12 protein-coding genes and 1 tRNA gene are annotated in these 15,001 nt (G+C 42.7%); 4 read left to right on the forward strand and 9 right to left on the reverse strand.

Annotated features, from left to right (window positions below; translation table 11 throughout):
- Positions 1-20: 20 nt before the first annotated feature.
- Positions 21-1,829, reverse strand: a complete 1,809-nt coding sequence (gene typA, locus KKA81_06110; protein MBU2650489.1) for a translational GTPase TypA — start codon at positions 1,827-1,829, stop codon at positions 21-23.
- A gap of 149 nt (positions 1,830-1,978) precedes the next feature.
- Here typA and KKA81_06115 point away from each other — a divergent pair.
- Positions 1,979-2,062: transfer RNA gene (locus KKA81_06115), tRNA-Leu, on the forward strand.
- A 10-nt stretch (positions 2,063-2,072) separates the two neighbouring features.
- Here KKA81_06115 and xseB read toward each other — a convergent pair.
- Complete coding sequence (gene xseB / locus KKA81_06120; protein MBU2650490.1) at positions 2,073-2,279, reverse strand: exodeoxyribonuclease VII small subunit; 207 nt, start codon at positions 2,277-2,279, stop codon at positions 2,073-2,075.
- A 9-nt stretch (positions 2,280-2,288) separates the two neighbouring features.
- On the reverse strand, positions 2,289-3,668 hold the full coding sequence (gene xseA, locus KKA81_06125; protein MBU2650491.1) for an exodeoxyribonuclease VII large subunit: 1,380 nt from the start codon (positions 3,666-3,668) through the stop codon (positions 2,289-2,291).
- A gap of 712 nt (positions 3,669-4,380) precedes the next feature.
- Here xseA and KKA81_06130 point away from each other — a divergent pair.
- The 3 genes from KKA81_06130 (at position 4,381) to KKA81_06140 (ending at position 9,518) form a co-directional block, all read left to right on the forward strand.
- Positions 4,381-6,657 carry a CotH kinase family protein gene (locus KKA81_06130; GenBank protein MBU2650492.1) on the forward strand — a complete coding sequence of 759 codons (2,277 nt, stop codon included), beginning with the start codon at positions 4,381-4,383 and terminating at the stop codon, positions 6,655-6,657.
- 218 nt (positions 6,658-6,875) lie between these two features.
- Positions 6,876-8,378, forward strand: coding sequence for an SH3 domain-containing protein (locus tag KKA81_06135; GenBank protein ID MBU2650493.1), 1,503 nt, complete (start codon positions 6,876-6,878; stop codon positions 8,376-8,378).
- Between the two features lie 102 nt (positions 8,379-8,480).
- Positions 8,481-9,518 (forward strand): aldehyde reductase, encoded by a 1,038-nt coding sequence (locus KKA81_06140; protein ID MBU2650494.1) that lies wholly within the window; start codon positions 8,481-8,483, stop codon positions 9,516-9,518.
- On the opposite strand, the gene KKA81_06145 is transcribed toward KKA81_06140, so the two are convergent.
- The 6 genes from KKA81_06145 to KKA81_06170 form a co-directional block, all read right to left on the reverse strand.
- Positions 9,519-10,967: a thiol protease/hemagglutinin PrtT gene (locus KKA81_06145; protein MBU2650495.1), complete on the reverse strand. Its 1,449-nt coding sequence runs from the start codon at positions 10,965-10,967 to the stop codon at positions 9,519-9,521.
- A 140-nt stretch (positions 10,968-11,107) separates the two neighbouring features.
- Positions 11,108-11,869, reverse strand: coding sequence for a phosphate ABC transporter ATP-binding protein (locus tag KKA81_06150; GenBank protein ID MBU2650496.1), 762 nt, complete (start codon positions 11,867-11,869; stop codon positions 11,108-11,110).
- 1 nt (position 11,870) lies between these two features.
- Entirely contained in the window at positions 11,871-12,728 is an 858-nt protein-coding gene (pstA, locus tag KKA81_06155) for a phosphate ABC transporter permease PstA (GenBank protein ID MBU2650497.1), read from the reverse strand.
- A 6-nt stretch (positions 12,729-12,734) separates the two neighbouring features.
- The gene (gene pstC / locus KKA81_06160; GenBank protein ID MBU2650498.1) at positions 12,735-13,580 is read right to left on the reverse strand and encodes a phosphate ABC transporter permease subunit PstC; all 846 of its coding nucleotides are present in this window, start codon (positions 13,578-13,580) and stop codon (positions 12,735-12,737) included.
- 50 nt (positions 13,581-13,630) lie between these two features.
- Positions 13,631-14,614: an extracellular solute-binding protein gene (locus tag KKA81_06165; protein MBU2650499.1), complete on the reverse strand. Its 984-nt coding sequence runs from the start codon at positions 14,612-14,614 to the stop codon at positions 13,631-13,633.
- 5 nt (positions 14,615-14,619) lie between these two features.
- Positions 14,620-15,001: hypothetical protein (locus tag KKA81_06170; protein MBU2650500.1), on the reverse strand; the 382-nt coding region annotated here is incomplete at its 5' end.

Genomic DNA, 15,001 nt, shown 5'->3' on the forward strand with positions numbered 1-15,001 from the left:
TTTTGAAGACATAATCTCTATTACTTTGCATTTTTCTTCATTCGTTTTCTTTCCAGTTCATCAAGAATAATCTTTCTGAGACGTATTGATTTGGGAGTAACCTCCACATATTCATCTTCCCGGATATACTCCATGGCTTCTTCTAAAGAAAACTTTACGGCCGGGATGATCATGGCTTTATCATCAGAACCCGATGCCCTGATATTGGTCAATTTTTTTGTTTTAATAACATTGATACCCAGGTCTTCCTGCCTGATATGTTCGCCTATTACCTGACCGGCGTATACTTCTTCATTTGGATCGATAAAAAACTTGCCCCTGTCTTGCAATTTATCAATGGAATATGCTATACTGGTACCTGTTTCAATAGCCACCAAAGCCCCGTTCCTTCTGCCCTGTATGTCGCCTTTCCAGGGTTCATAACCTTTAAAACGATGCGCAATGATTGCTTCACCCTCGGAAACCGTAAGAATGGAGTTAGTAAGCCCGATCAATCCTCTTGATGGGATCTCAAATTCCAATATAACCCTGTCTCCCCTGGATCCAATATGCGTGATCTCCCCTTTCCTGCGGGTAACCACTTCTATCACTTTTCCTGAAAAATTTTCTGCAACATGAATGGTTAACATTTCTACAGGTTCATGCCTGGTCCCGTCGATGATACGGATAATGACCTGAGGCTGGCCAAGCTGTAATTCATACCCTTCTCTTCTCATGGTTTCCACTAAGATAGAAAGGTGAAGAATGCCTCTGCCATAGACCAGCAATCTATCGGGAGAAGATGTCTCCTCTACCCTCAGGGCAAGATTCTTTTCTGTTTCCCGAAACAAGCGTTCCCTTAAATGCTTTGAAGTGACATAGATGCCCTCCTTGCCATAAAAAGGAGAGTTGTTAATGGTAAAAAGCATGCTCATCGTAGGTTCATCCACCAGGATGGGAGCCAAGGCCTCCGGATCATCCACATCGGTGATGGTATCACCGATATCAAAGTTTTCCAGGCCAAGGACGGCACAGATCTCACCGGCTTCCAATTCCCATTTCACCTTTTCCTTTCCCAGCCCCTCAAAACGATAGAGCTCTTTGATCACAGACTTGTTCACATTCCCATTCCTTTTTATCAGGGCAACCTGCATACCTGCCTTAATCTTTCCCCTGGCTATCCGTCCTACCGCTATCCTTCCAAGATATGAAGAATAATCCAATGAACTGATCTGCATCTGTAATGTTCCCGGCCTGGATGCCGGTGGGGGTATATGTTCCAGGATGACATCCAGCAAATGGCTTACATCACCGGATGGGTTGCTCCAATCGTCCGACATCCATCCCTGTTTTGAAGATCCGAAGACCGTCGGGAAATTAAGCTGTTCCTCGGAAGCATCCAGGGCAAACATCAGATCAAAAATGGCATCATGGGTAGCTTCCGGATCGCAATTAGGCTTATCTACCTTGTTGATTACCACTACAGGCTTCAAACCGAGAGCAAGAGCTTTCTGCAACACAAAACGAGTCTGTGGCATGGGACCTTCAAAGGCATCTACAACCAGCAAAACGCCATCCGTCATATTAAGGACCCTCTCCACTTCACCACCAAAATCAGAGTGCCCGGGAGTATCTATAATATTGATTTTTACCCCCTTGTACCTCACTGAAACATTCTTCGACAAAATTGTAATCCCTCTTTCCCTTTCCAGTTCGTTAGAATCCAGGATCAATTCTCCCATATCCTGGTTTTCTCTGAACAGCCTGACCTGGTGAAGGATGCGGTCGACCAGGGTGGTTTTACCGTGATCAACATGGGCAATGATGGCAATATTCCGGAGGTTTTCCATAAAATATATTTGAAATCAGGTGCAAACCTACAGCGTTTTTTACGTTTCCCGACATGATTAACTATTAATCTGTTCACCGAATCATGAAAAAACCTTATCTTTGCCATCCCAAAAACGTTCTGCACAATTCAAGATAAAGCACCATCATTGCCCGGATGGCGGAATAGGTAGACGCGCTGGTCTCAAAAACCAGTGAGGTAATTCTCGTGCCGGTTCGATCCCGGCTCCGGGTACATTTTCCAACTACCCCTCCTTTTCTTCTAATTCTTTCAGGATCTCATTCACATTTTCTTCAGTAGTACGCAGCTTATTTCTGCATATTTTAATCAGTTCGGCAGCCCTTTTGACCTTGCCAGATAGTTCATCAACAGAGATTTCACCTTCGCTGATCTCCTGCACAATGGCTTCAAGCTCACTAAAAGCCTCTGTATAGTTCGGTTTTTTTTCCATGGTAAGGTTTTATTTTTCCACTTTGCTTTTTATTTCTCCGTTCAGAAGACGTGTAACGATAAGATCGCCCGGCTTCAATACCGAGGTATCCTTTATGCTTTTCCCATCAAAAAAGGTTATACTGTATCCGCGCCTTAAAACATTTTCCGGGTCCAACATCCTGATTTTACTATCCAGATGATCTATCTCTGTATTCAGATTCCGGATTTGGAACTTAATACCTTCACCCAGGAAACCGTTTTGGGCACTAATCTTGTCTTTTTCATTTTCCAGGAAGTCTACAGGCATCCTTCGCAGTTGATTCAAAAAGTCTCTTAAAGCGTAGGAACGTTCTCTCACATTCCTGATTACCTGAGACCTGAGTTCTTTGACATTTCCCACCAGTGTTGATGATGCAAAACGTATCCGGTTACGTGAATCACGGATTATCCAACGTATGGTTTCATCCTGCCTCCGGTATTCTGCAGGAAAAAAATCCCTGATCTGCAGCAGAGATTTCTTGTTTTCTTCCAGTGGAACGCTGAAATCGTGGAATTTCTGTATCAGGAAATCAGCAAGTTCCGTTGGGGTAATATTGTTCCTGTTTGCTACCAATTCCACCACGGTTTCGTTGGTGGAATGACCTATTCCGGTGAGAACGGGAAGAGGAAATTCTGCAACCATCGCTGCCAGATTGTAATCGTTATAACAGGAAAGTCCTACATCACCTCCACCGCCACGAATAATTGCGACAGCATCAAAGTGATGAGCAATTTTTTGTATCCTGCGCAATTGTCCTGTTATCCCTTCAATAGCCTTTTCTCCCTGCAGAATGGAAGGAAACAGCATATGAAAAAACTTATATCCCCAGGGATTACGGTCGAGAACACTCAGAAAATCAGAATAACCTTTGCTGGTCTCCACTGAAATAACAGCAATACGTTGTGGCAGTAAGGGTAAAACGAGTTTTTTGTTGAGGTTAAATTTGCCTTCCCTATTCAACTTTTCTATTGTCTCATGCTTTTCCTTTTCCAGTTGTCCAAGTGTAAATGAAGGATCGATATCCAGAATGCGAAGGCTGAGGCCATAGTTTTCATCGAAAATGATCCTTGCATTGAAAAGGATGGTAATTCCATCTTTTAAAGGTTCTTTGGCCTCTTTCAGGAAGACCTGGTTAATTCTGAAAAAATCGCCTGAAAATATGATAGCCCTCATCTGAGCAAGTTGTTTCCCTTCTTTTTTTTCGACAAGGTCCGGGTAACAATGACCCGAATGCCTGTAAAAGTTCAGTTTGTTCATTTCTGCTTTTACCCAAAAAGAGGAGCCATAGCGATCACTAATAGTCTTTTTGATGCTCATAGCCACCTCCAGCAAGGTAAAAACCTTTCGGTTATCTATCATTTCAGGCATACAGTATCCAGTTTTCTGCAAATAAAGTTAGGGATAATGTAAATATGAAGCACGGTGCAGGGAGAAAATATGGATTAAGAGGCATAAATTGGTAGTGAGGGATTCTGTTTTATGCAGGGATGTCCCGGATTGCGCCGGGGTGACGAGGAAACAGATCCCGGTTTACGCCGGGATGATGGCGGGATGCCTAACAAATAAAAGCTTCGGGCGGCGGGCTTCGCCCGCCGCCCGAAGCCCTTTCTGATCATACGGGGATGCCGTCATCCCGCTGAGCGAAGCGAAAGCGGGATCTCGTGGATGTGCTGGGGTGTTGCCCCGGTTTTCAACGGGGTGCCCCGGTTTCCACCGGGGTGCCCCGGCTTACGCCGGGGTGCCCCGGCTTACGCCGGGGTGACGAGGAAACAGATCCCGGCTTGCGCCGGGATGACGCGGTACCGCATAATAGAAAACAGTGGCGGCGGCCTTCGGCCGCCGCCGCTCCCTTTTTTTCCCCTCCGGCCCGTCATCCCGGTGAAAACCGGGACATCCCGGTGAAAACCGGGTCATCCCAGTGAAAACCGGGACATCCCAGTGAAAACCGGGACATCCCGGCGCATGCCGGGACCTTCAACTTAACTCAGCTGAAAACTGGATACCCCAAATCCCGAACAAAAGATAACTCTTTTAACTTTTCCCTACCTTTACAGCAAATAACCATTCATAATCTACTCCCATGAAAACCAAATATGCCTTTTTCAGCTGGATTGCCATAATGACATTTTACACCCTCCCTTTGATTTCTACATCCCAACCAGCATTCCCGGAACCCGGAATGGTTTATTCAGATGTAAATATCCCCAGGATCGATATCCTGATACATCCGGATTCATTACTCCTTATCTACGAATACCCGGAAAGTGATCATGAGTATCCGGCTACTTTTGTTTTTGATAACGGAACTATAAGAGATACCGCTGATAATGTGGGTTTCCGCCTGAGAGGAAATACTTCCAGATGGGCAGCTAAAAAATCCTTTAAAGTATCGTTCAACACTTTCATTCCCGGTAGAAAATACTATGGTATTGAAAAAATGAACCTTAACGGAGAACATAATGACCCCTCTGTAATACGTTCAAAATTATGCTGGGACCTGTTGAGGGAACTGGGGGTTCCTGCACCCCGTTCCAACCATGTAGAAGTCTATATTAACGACAGCTTCTATGGTTTGTATATAAATGTGGAACATATCGATGAAGAGTTTGTCCTGAGTCGATTTGGTAATAACGACGGGAATCTATATAAATGCCTCTGGCCGGCCGACCTGAATTATCTGGGAACAAACCCCAACCTATACAAATTTGAAGAAAACGGCCGCAGAGCTTACGAACTGAAAACAAATGAAAGCCTTGATGACTATTCCGATCTCACTCATTTTATCGATGTCCTCAATAACACTCCAATCAATGAATTCCCCTGCGAAATAGAAAAGGTCTTTAATGTCTTTGACTACCTTAAAATAATGGCTTCGGATGTATCCACTGCCAATTGGGATGGGTATATATTCAATAAAAATAACTTCTACCTGTATCATAATACTGCCAGCGGTCAATTCGAATATATTCCCTACGATCTGGATAATACCTTCGGAATTGACTGGTTTGGTATCGACTGGTCAACCCGCGATGTATATTCCTGGGAACAATCTCAGGAAAACAGGCCCCTGTTTGAAAGAATCCTTCAGGTTCAGCGATACCGGGACATTTACTCCTACTATTTGAACATTTTTTCAGACAGCCTCGCCAACCCGGCTTCATTTTTCCCACAGATTGAAGATATAAGGGATAAAATCTATCCCTCAGTGGCCAATGACCCATATTATCCACAGGATTATGGTTATAGTACAACAGACTTCCTGAATTCGTATACCCAATCTCTGGGTGCTCATGTTCCTGTCGGACTGGAACCTTATATTTCCCAACGAAGACAGGCAACACTGAATCAAATCGTTATTAACGACATCAGCCCCGTTATAAACTATTTTAACCATACACCCGCCATCACCAACCAGGAAATATGGATGAGAGCTTACGCAATGGATGACCGATCGCTTGCTGAAGTCATCCTGGAACTATCGGGAGATGTAAATCCTATACAGGAAGTTCCTATGCTTGATGATGGTTTACATCATGATTTTGAAGCCGGCGATGGCATTTTTGGAGCTTCTGCGGGTGTATTCACCTCCGAAGCCCAGATTGGCGTTAACATAAGATGTACCGATGATATGGGAAACATAAGTTACCTCTATTGCGAACCTCGCAACATCCTTGTTGGCAGTCCTGTGATCCCCGAACTATTTATCAACGAATTTATGGCCAGTAATGCCACCACCATTGCGGATGAATACGGAGAATTTGACGATTGGGTGGAAATTTATAATGCCGGGACTGAACCTGTCTGGCTTGGAAATTTGTTCTTAACCGACAACCTGGAAAATCCCGATAAATGGCAATTCCCCGATTATACCCTCGCTCCCGACAGTTATCTTCTGATCTGGGCTGATGACCAACCTGAACAAGGACCTTTTCATGCAACGTATAAACTGGATAAAGATGGTGAACAGATTGGGATATTCGGACCCGAAGAAATGGGATATCCCGTTATAGACTCGTTAAGTTATGGGATACAGGAAACCGATATCTCATACGGACGATATCCAAATGCAGCAATGAACTGGCAAACTTTCAATTATCCTACACCAGGTTACAGTAACACTTCGGGATTGGGTTTATTTGAATATCCTAAAGACCAGCAATTGATGTTTTATCCCAATCCTGCCTCTGGTGATAACATCAGACTATTTCAAAACTCTGATATAAGAATTTACGATTATTCAGGGAGATTGGTTTCCTGGAGAAATAAAACCGACAAGGTGGAAATAGGCAATCTTACTCCTGGGATGTATATCATTATTGATGAATACGGTAGGAATGGAAAGTTAATTGTATATTAAAAATCAAACTCTTTTTTACACATCACTAGAGTTCAGCAACAAGTATTCTGGATCTGATCACATCTAATCTGTATATCTGTTAAGGGTAACAGTCATTGAATTCATATTCCGTTTCAATTCTTTTGCTTGATCATAAAGGCTTTTCTGTGAATTTACATGAAATTTTAGTACATTTGTTTTTGCTAACCGAAATTTTAATCCATTAAATCCAATCAGACATGAAATTAGAAGTACTTAAAACATTAGCAATTCTTATCATTCTGGTTTTTAATGTGAATTTGAAATCCGCTTATTCACAAAAGAACCTGGACCTGGAAAAAGGACTGTTAGTGTACTATTCATTTGAAGACAAAGCCACTGATTTAAGTGGCAATAACAACGATGGGATCCTGCATAATGTTAATCGGGAAAGAGACGTGGATGGGACAAAAAGAGGGAGTTATCGTTGGAATGACGATAATGACTACATAGAGATTCCTGTTGACATGAATATCGGCGCCTTGCCACAGGTCACCTTATGTGCATGGGTATATCCACTCTCTTATAGGGATGAAATAATAGTAATATCCAACGACGACCGAGGCGGAGACAGGAAAATATATACTGCCAAAAGCAATAATAAATGGATATGGGCTGTATCCGATGGTAAGGGAGGTTTTATCGGGAAAGTCCCAAAAGTATCCAAACAATGGGTGTTCCTGGTAGCGACATATAATGAAGACACCCGGACCGGATCTATTTACGTGGACGGAGTCAAAACCAGCGGAAAGACAAAAATGGATATGGGTTCCCCAAAAACTTTAATCGGTGCAAGCCCAAGAGGCAATGACGATTTTGAGGCCCTTATTGATGAAGTACGTATCTATGATCGCATCCTTACAGATACTGAAATTGATAGCCTGCAAAAAATGAAGCCCTTTATTGACAATTTCGAGGATAAGGATGACGAAAAAACCTACTTCTATCTCGTGAAACAAGACAACCTTATTGTACGATCACAACCCACAACTGACGCTGCTTCTATCGGGACGCTGAATACATCTGACACACTTTACTTTGATGAAAGAGTTCCAACAAAAGGGGGAAAATATGACGAATGGTTGAAAATCAAAATTAATGACAAAACAGGCTATGTGCAACTAAAATACCTCAATCACACCAGCCTGGAGGAGGAAACCAGATCGGCTTTTGAGAAGAAACTTGATAAATACATGAGTTGGGGAAAGTGGCAGTTCTGGCTGATAATGGTAGTGATGCTGATCCTGGGGCTCACAGGAAGTTTCATGTTCAAAGGAATAGATAGTTTGCTGAACACAATAACGCGTAATGACTATGAAGGAAATGTAGCTTTCTTCCCCCTGACTGCAGCTCTAACAGCTTTTGTCATGGCAATCCTTATGATAATATGGCAGGATAATATTGAATATTACCTGGGAGAAAACTTTACGATATGGCCATATGGCTATGGATTTTCAGCATGGGCTGTATGGCTCCTGCTACTAGTCAATGCAGTTGCCTTCCTGATAATGTTTATCGAAAGTCTTACATGTGGGAACCTCATCCACGGACTGTTACGTATCATTATTCAGTCATTTCTGGCAGTAATTACATTTATATCCGTTCTTGTGATTACTATAGCTATCATTATCATTATGATCGTGCTGTTTGTAGCATTGTTGCTTATCAGCGCTATGCTTGTCAGGACAGTCAGGCGTGGATAGGAGCTTTTTTCGGCCTTCAGTAAAGATTATTTGCCATTAAAACATTTTCTCGGATTCTCTGTTAATACTCACATAAAACATGTCTTTAATACTGACGGGAATATGAAGAAAATAGTAATGGTCACCGGTGGAACAGGATACCTGGGTTCCTGGGTTGTAAAGGATTTGCTGGAAAAAGGGTATATAGTCAAGGTTCCGGTTAGAGATATTTCAAAGAAATCAAAATATCAATTCCTGGAAGAAATAGCCGGGAACAGCTCCGGGAAATTGGAAATGTTTGAAGCCGATTTGTTGAAAGAGGGATCCTTTGACCAGGCAGCCAGGGGTTGTGATGCCATCATTCACATGGCATCTCCTTTTACGCTGAGATTCAAAGATGCACGTAAAGATTTGATAGATCCGGCTCTGAAAGGTACCCGTAATGTCCTGGAAGCTGCCGGCAAATCGGGTACGGTAAAAAAAGTTGTTCTGACTTCCAGCGTTGCTGCAGTTCATGGAGATGCTATCGACATGCAGGAACAAGGATTGGATGAATTCACAGAAGAACAGTTCAACTATTCCAGCTCCGAAAAACATCAGCCTTACTCTTATTCGAAAGTCCTGGCCGAAAAAGAAGCCTGGAAAATCTTTGATAACCAGTCATCCTGGAAACTTGTGGTTATTAATCCTTCCTTTGTTATGGGCCCGGCACTGACATGGGAATCAAATTCGGAAAGTCTGAACCTGATGAAAGACCTGATGAAGGGCAAATACCGCATGGGAGTTCCGGATATTTCTTTTGGCTTTGTTGATGTACGTGATGTTGCCCACGCTCATATTCTCGCCCTGGAAAACGACAAAGCGAAAGGCAGACATATCCTGGCCGAAAGGACTATCACTTTGCTTGAATTTGCAGGTCTGATCGAAAAAAGATATGGTTCGCAATACAAAATGCCTCACGGTAATATCCCAAAGTGGACACAATACCTTTTTGGCTGGATCATGGGATTCAAAGCGCGCTTTATTAAAAGAAATGTTGGATATCCCATAAAACTGAACACCGAAAAAAGCAGGAAGCAACTCGGTCTTACCTATATAACACTGGATAAAACCATTGAAGATATGGTCAGCCAAATGCAGGAAAGAAAACTGATCAACTGATTATTCCAGGATAATCAGTTTTTTACTTTCTATATTTCCTTTTCCGGTTATACATTGCAGGAAATATATTCCAGGAGTGCATGTTCTTAAATCAATACGGGCATTTTTGATTTCGGAACCTGTTTGTGAAAATATCAGGCTCCCAGATGACCCAAATAATCTTATTGATTTGAGTTTCATCCCTTCCTGAATTGATTCAACAAAGATAAAATCACTGGCAGGATTGGGATAAACCCGGAAATTGTCATTCCAATCTGATGATAAATCATTGATCCCAACATGCATATTTTCAATGTTAATATCGAGGATGACACCCTCAATGATGGTAAGGTTATAGGCAATATTGGTGGGCGGCATGGTATACCACCCATTGTTGGAACCTCCCCATCCGAAATTGAAATGGTAATATTCATCGGTATTATAACCATCGACAACAAGGTTGTGGCCACCGGATTGCTCGCTGAGTAGTCCGAGGTGAGCCGGCATGGCCTCTTTTATATTATCTGCCAACTGACGGTTTAAGGTACTGTCATCCGGATATACCAATCTGGCACTGTCGAAGGTAAAACGCATATAGGCATCCATAGCTTGTTCGATACCATATGTGCCTGAAATAGAGGAACTATAAACCTGATGTGCTGCAATGCCACAGGCAAAATTCAGTGCGGCTTTCTGATCGTTGTTGATTGGCCTGCCTCCTTCGTAATTGGCCTCCAGGCTATCAAGATGTTCATTAAGCATTGGAAAGGGCGGGAAATCCCGTGAGGCAAAATCATCATCGATCCAGTATTGATTATTGGAACCAAAAGAATGGTAATAATCGTCAGCATCATCAAAACGGGTTTGGTTGATCCTTTTGTGATAGTTCAGTATCTGTGCCATGGCAACCGCCGGACAACCGGCTATACTCCGGTTTCCGGTATTCAGATCCATGGGGCACATATTTTTGTATGGCGAACCCTGAGACCAGTTTTCTTCCAGCCAGCCTCCTGTGGGAGTCGTGCCGGCAGGAGGCCATTGCTCCCGGGTAAGGTTTTCTTGTGGGATATTATTTAAAAGTCTTGTCCATTCATTGCGGTTGATATTTCTTACTTTTTCGGAAGCCTGGAGCCTGTTTTGCAAGTCAATGGTTATCAGGGGAATTTGAATTTCCCATCCTTCCTCTTTCATATCAAACCATCCTGTAAATGAATAGGCATAAACTGGCCGCAGTGAACGGTCGGCGCTTACTATCATAAATCCACCACCTTCAATAGTATAGATCCTTGCCAGAATTAATCCTTCAGAAACAATATCCGTTTCAAAAGTCAGACTGCCTTCTGAGTTAAGCCTTTCCAGGAATTTTCCGGCAATGCTGCGGCAGAGGTTTTCATCAGCATATTGCGCCTGGGTACTCCCACCCAGGAGCATCCCGGTTACGACCAGGAGTAAAAAGATAGATCTTATCATGATTTGATTGGGATAATAGGTTACCTGCAAAAATAAAACATATTTAATCTGTATTAAGGATTAAAAATAAAACAATCATAAAGATTTCCAGCATTTATTTGATCGTTGAATGAACCGGATTGATCAACAAACGGTTTCACCTAATAAAACATCCCTTTCAGGTATGATTTGGTTCTTTCTTCTTTGGGATCTTCAAAAATCTGTGCAGCAGGACCCTGTTCAATAATCTCCCCCAAATACATGAAAATAACATGATCGGCCAGTCTTTTGGCCTGTCGCAAAATATGGGTAACCAGTACTATTGTGTATTTCTGTTTCAGTTCCACGAACTTTGATTCGATGGTCTGGCTGGATATTGGGTCCAAAGCTGATGTCGGTTCATCGGCAAGAATAATTTCCGGGTCCACTGCCAGTCCGCGTGCAAGACAAAGACGTTGCTGCTGCCCGATAGAAAGCCTGGATGCCGGATCCTTCAGACGATCCTTAACTTCATCCCACAACCCCACTTCCTGAAGATAATGCTCTACCCTTCCACGAAGCATGGCACGGTTCCGTCTACCGCTAATACGCAATCCGTAGCTTACATTGTTGAAAATATTCATGGGCAAAGGATATGGCCTTTGTGACAACAGGCCCATCTTTTGACGGAGCCGGGTTATGTCCATGGAAGTATGCAAAATATCAGTATCATCAATCCATATACTTCCTGTTACCCTAACATCGGGATAAAGATCGGTGAGCCGGTTCATGGACTTCATAAGCGTGGTTTTTCCGCATCCCGATGGTCCCAGTATTACCGTTATTTTGTTTGCCGGTATACCAGCCCGGATGTTTTTCAAAATATGCTGTTTCCCTATATGAAGATTCAGATTGTCAATTTTTATTTTCAACTCATCGCTCATGTCAGAATTTAATTTGATTTTTCTTGTAGTGCCGGGTCAGTATTCTTGATACTATACTGATTATTAAAATTATAACCGTCAGTACCAGAGCGGAAGCATAAGCCCTGTTTTGAACTTCCACTATGGGTGACGATAACTGGAAAAAAATGGCAAGGGGAAGGGTTGCTGCTGGTTGCCCCAATGAAGTAGGAATATGGTCGGTATATCCTGTGGTGAACAAAACGGAGGCAGCGTCACCGATGGCTCTGCCAAAAGAGAGCAATATGGCAGTTATAAATCCGGGTATGCATTGCTTGAGATAAACCTTATAGGCAAGTTCGGATCTTGTTGATCCAAGAGATAGAGAAGCTTCCATAAGTCCCTGTGGGACATTCTTCAAAACTTCATCCAACGCTCTGACCATTATAGGAATAATGAAGAGTGTGACCGTAATAATTCCGGCAATCAGAGAAGTTCTCATTCCCAGATATATCATGATCGAAAAGCCAAAGGCGCCATATACAATTGAAGGAACGCCCCAGAGCAAATCCAGGAAAAAACGGATCGTATTAACCAATTTCACCTGTTTGATCAGATAGGTATTCATAAACAACGCTACCGGCAAACCTATGATCAAAGCCAGAAAGGTTGAACCCACTGCAAGATAGACCGATCCGATAATGGCATTCAGTATTCCTCCTTCCTTACCGAAATAAAAACCTCCCTTGGGAACCTGGCTTAGCATTGCCCAGTTCAGGGAGGGTAAGCCCCTGTATAAAATACTGAAAATTATGAGGCATAATGTCAAAACGATTATCAGGGTCGAAAGGAACATCATCACCCTCGCGAATTTTTCTTCTATATGCCTGAATTTATTCATAATTCTTTATTGATGCTTTTCCAAACGAATGATGGTCAACCTTGATATCAAATTAAAAAACAGAACAACGGCAAAAAGTACAAAAGCAGCCAGCATCAAGGCAGAATCGTACATCGGTATAGATAACATTTCTCCGTAATTATTAGCAATCAACGCAGGTAAAGGATACCCCGGCTGAAAAACACCTTCCGGGATTTTGGCTACGTTTCCCACAACCATCAGAACAGCAATGGTCTCGCCAAATGCTCTCGACAATCCAAGCCCGAAAGCGGATACTATCCCGGGAAAAGCTTTTTTAACAAGCACTCTTTTCACAGTCTGCCATTTGCTGGCCCCCAACGATAAAGAAGCCTCCGACAATTCGTCAGGAATAGTGTTAAACACTTCTATCAGGATATTCAGGATAAATGGAATGATCATCACAGCGAGTACCACGGCACCGGCAAGAATACTATATCCTGATACTTCCACTCCAAAAACGGGAGCCAGGTACCTGGAAATGAAAGGAACAATAACCAGTATGCCCCAAACACCATAAATGACTGATGGTATTCCTGCAAGAATGTCAATCACGGGATGCATAAGACGTAGCACATAAGAGCGCGCATACTGTGTTAGATGGATAGCCGTAAGCAGACATATGGGCCCTGCTATCAACAATGCCAGGAGCGTGACCCAGGTAGAACTGATTATAAAAGATAAAAAACCGAATTTTCCGGAAAGCGGTTTCCACTCACTGGAAAACAACAGATCCCAAAGAGATTCCTGTCCCAACAACATTGAGGATTTCAGGTATAAACCAACACCAAGGAAAAATGGCATCAGAATCACAAAAACCAGTGTCAGGATCATCCAGATACCATGAATCCTGCTCCGGGAATGCCGTTTCAACCAAGGGATCATTATTTTTCCTCGGGTTTAATTTTTTTCAGTTCCTCTTCTATCCTTGTATCGGGAAGCCTCACATAACCTGCCTGATTTACAAATGCCTGTCCTTCTGTTAGTATCCATTCCAGGAAGGAAAGTACAGTTGCATCGGCAGGTTTTCCTTTTGAAATGAAATACAGCTCTCTTGCAGGCGGAGATGGATACCTTCCTTCTCCAATGGCAGCCATAATATGATCCAGGTCACTATAAAAAGACTCAGTAGTGTCAATTGTCCCGTCAGCATTGAGATCTATGGGCATGACCTCAAGCCCTTCATTCTTCATCCGGGTATTCATATCATACACATAAACCACATTGTTGAAGCCAATCCCATAAACATCATTCTTCACAGCATCAGCCATCCCCGGATCTCCATATACTCCGACTCCCTCCAGGCTTTCCTGGTTCCCTCCAAGATATTTACCCCACATCTCCGCGGCTCCACATGCATCGGAACGATTATAAACATTTATCTTGCTATCCTTACCTCCCTCAAAGAAGCTTCCCCATGTCAAAGTGTTTTCTTTCAGGAACAATTCCTGAAATTCCTCTTTTTTCATCCCTTTTTTCTGAATATTCTCCATAAAAGGATTTCCCGCATTAATGGTAGGTAAAACAGCATCTTTGGTAACTGCAATTTTCCATGCTCCATTGTTGACTTCTTCAGCGCTGACTTCCCTCGAAAACATTGCGAGATCAACCATGCCCGATAGAACATCGGTCATTCCCTTACCTGCACCACCTGCAGAAATATCAATCCTGACCCCCGGATATTGCTTCTGGAATTCCTCCGCCCAAACTACGGTTATCGGGTATAAGGCAAAGGCCCCGGAAATGCTGATTGTCCCTTTCAGCTTACCACCCGTAGAACCTTCCTGCTTCTTCCCCGGTCCACAGGAATTAATAATCAAAATTGCGGGGATCAAAAAAATAAAGAAAGTCTGACTTTTTTGGATAATGGATTTCATGGCTTTAAGGGTTTAATTTTATTCTTATCTGAAACAACAAAACTGGAAATACTGTCAAGTAAAATCATTTGATTGTCCAGTTCATCCTCGTGTAAAGAGATATATCCTGCTTCTTCAACAAAAAATTGTCCTGAGTCAAGTACCCAGTGCAGAAAATCATATGCCGATTTTTTCAGATTGCCTGTATTAACCAGCAGATATAAATTTCTTATCAAACCAGGATCTAAGTAACCTTTATCAATAGAATACAATAATTGGGGAAGGCTCCCAAAAATAAGTTCTTTCGGGTCGGCTCTGTTGTTTTTATTGGCATCCAGCGGAACTACCATGAGGGGTTCGAAAGCCAAACCGGTGGAATCATTGTAAACATAACGGATA

The organism is Bacteroidota bacterium, from assembly GCA_018831055.1.
GTDB lineage: Bacteria > Bacteroidota > Bacteroidia > Bacteroidales > B18-G4 > M55B132.